The 2279-nt window shown below is 48.6% G+C and carries 2 protein-coding genes; both read right to left on the reverse strand.

All coding sequences use genetic code 11. The features are described from left to right. A partial coding sequence (locus tag L1N97_RS16815; protein WP_236130563.1) for an ATP-binding protein occupies positions 1-522 on the reverse strand: 522 nt, incomplete at its 3' end. Positions 523-533: 11 nt separating this feature from the next. Further along, complete coding sequence (gene istA, locus L1N97_RS16820; RefSeq protein WP_236130564.1) at positions 534-2072, reverse strand: IS21 family transposase; 1539 nt, start codon at positions 2070-2072, stop codon at positions 534-536. Between the last annotated feature and the right edge of the window lie 207 nt (positions 2073-2279).

Genomic DNA, 2279 nt, shown 5'->3' on the forward strand with positions numbered 1-2279 from the left:
TGCTTCCATGCCCCAATCGTCTAGAATGAGCAGTTTACGTTTAGCCAAGGTGCTCAGTTGTTGGCGGTATGAGCCGTCGGCGTGGCCGATATGTAGCTCATCTAACAGCTCACCGAGCCGGTAATAACGTACGCTGTGATGTTGGTCGCACGCTTGTGTAGCCAGCGCGCAGGCAAGATACGTTTTACCGCAGCCCGTTGCCCCCGTTAGAATAATATTCTGGTTGTAGTGCAGATATTGACCGCTGAGTAGTACGGCCACTTTATCTTTTTTAAGCCCTCGACTCGCTCGATAGTCTATGTGGCTAGCTCGGGCATCCACCCGTAACTTAGCCTGACGAGCCAATCGCTGCACTTTGGTATTGTCACGGCACAGTAGCTCATGTGTTGCCAGCAAGCCTAATCGCTCTTCGAAGCTCATGTCAGAGTAAGTTGCCGGTTGTGTCTGTTGCTGTTGTAATGCTTGAGTAAAATGGCCAAGCCTCAACGCACGCAGTTGCTCATGTAATGTCGATAAACTCATCTCAGTTCTCCTTATTGATAATAACGTGGACCACGGATGTTGTGGTGGGTCAGCGGTGGTGTAGCCTCTGCTGTAGTGGCAATGCCGATGCGTTCTTTGTTATTCACCAGCAGGTTTGTAATGACTTTGAGGTAGGGCTGCTCCAGTAGCAGAGCTCGTTGGCTAGCCGCTTCAAGCCTGTCGTTACTATACTTTTTAGCCAAGCTTAGGATTGCAAGGCAGCTTTTAATCGCCTGCTCAGGATGTTGGCGTCGTTCAAGCTGGAAGCTGATGACTGCCCTGACGCCATTGCCTATGCTGTCAGCCCAACTCAGTAATCTTTCCGCGCTCCAGCGCTGTTTGATATGCGCATCAGGCATATGCTCTTTGACGGTAGTAAACCCTCCGTCGTGATGTTTTCTGGGGTGCTGTGCCACCACTTTTCCTTGGTAGTACACGCAGATGATTTGCGCGGTCGCTTCCACAGTGACGGTATGGCTGACCAGATTATGTGGGACGGAATAAGCGTGTTTTGCATACAACACATGATAGTCAGGCCCGACACGCGCTTGCTTGCTATCGATGTACTCGTAAGGATAGGTCGGCAATGGCATCAACGCAGGCTTATCAAACCGAGTGTAAAGTTCATAACGAGAGCCTGGATGTACGCGTTGCTGACGATGATTAAGATCATGCAACAGCTCGCGGATCCGCTGATTCAAACTGCTGAGTGTATAAAAGTATTCATGGCGTAAACGCATGAGGATCCAGCGTTCAACAATCAAGACCGCGTTTTCAGCTTTTGATTTATCTTTGGGCTTATAGGGCCTCGCGGGCATGACGGCGGTGCCATAATGCCGTGCCATTCGAGCATAATTTTCATTGATAACAGGCATGTAACGATGGGTTTTTGTGACTGCTGAACGCAGATTATCTGGCACCAACAAACGCGGGATCCCCCCAAAGAACTGGAAGGCACGAGTATGAGCCATGATCCAGTCCTCCAGCTGCTGAGAGCGTCCTGCTTCAACATAGGTGTAATTAGAGGCACCCAAGGTCGCCACGAAGATCTGCGCACAAAAGCCAATCTCGCCGGTATCAGGGTTAAGAATGGCCACGGTTGGGCCGCAGTAATCAATAAACAACTTGTCACCGGCAATGTGAAGCTGCCGCATGCTTCGCTTGAGGCTTTTAAGCCACGTTTGATAGTGCTCACAATATTGTGTGTAACCATAGGCCGTAGCGGGATCCAAATCACGATATTCTTGCCATAACAACAGCTTCGTCATGCCTTTGCGCTTTAGCTCCTGATGCATGCAAACGAAGTCTGGTTGGCGTTTATGCCGAGAGGTGTTTTTGCCCTTATAGACGGCTTTCTCTAGTTCAGTATCACTGGTTTCTTCGCTCAAAGGCCAACTTAAGCCGCTAGCTGTAAAACGTGACAAGATTTCGCTAACAGTGGCAGGGCCAACAGCGCAACACTTGCTGATGTCTCTTAAGCTGAGTCCTGCGTTAAAACGAAGCCTCAAAATGTCTTTAATTTTGCTCATGTCTGTTCTCTTTCTAGCCATGGTCAACGCCTACCTAAGTTAATTAAAATTAGGTAGAGCTTACCAGTTGATTTGATTAGAAAAAGAATGGCATTTCGGCATTCCGAACAGCTATTTCGGAAAAGGGCTAAAAGTGATCGGATAAAACCGAAACAAGCGATCGGATTAAACCGAAATGAGTGATCGGATTGAACCGAAATCAGTGTTCGGATTCATCCGAAACATGCA

Source organism: Rheinheimera sp. UJ63, from assembly GCF_021568285.1.
In the GTDB taxonomy this organism is placed as follows: domain Bacteria; phylum Pseudomonadota; class Gammaproteobacteria; order Enterobacterales; family Alteromonadaceae; genus Alishewanella; species Alishewanella maricola.

What these genes read in the sequence shown, in the direction of transcription:
- istA (WP_236130564.1), bottom strand. Translation starts at nt 2,072, where the DNA reads ATGGCTAGAAAGAGAACAGACATGAGCAAAATTAAAGACATTTTGAGG.